The 245-nt window shown below is 50.6% G+C and carries 1 protein-coding gene; it reads right to left on the minus strand.

The features are described 5' to 3' along the window. Nucleotides 1-245, minus strand: a 245-nt coding sequence (locus tag G9G53_RS26045) for an AMP-binding protein (RefSeq protein WP_165150917.1), incomplete at both ends; no start/stop codon positions are given.

Raw genomic sequence — 245 nt, forward strand, 5'->3', positions numbered from 1 at the left:
TTCAACAGTTCTTCGTCGTAGAAGCTGGAGTCGATCGCCGCTTCCGTGACACCGTAGCTGTTCATAATGCGGATATCCGCACCAAATCGTTCTTGCAGCACCCGATAATCCGTCACGCTGCAGCTATCCGAGCTGGTAATCAGCAGTTCCAGACTGCTCATGTCCAGTCCCTGTTCATGCACATGCTGCATAAACGGTACGATTAAAGCCGGTGTGGATTCGAACACCGTAATCTGATAATCGTG

Origin of the sequence: Paenibacillus sp. EKM206P, assembly GCF_011066155.1 — a bacterium.
Taxonomy (GTDB): Bacteria; Bacillota; Bacilli; order Paenibacillales; family Paenibacillaceae; genus Paenibacillus; species Paenibacillus polymyxa_D.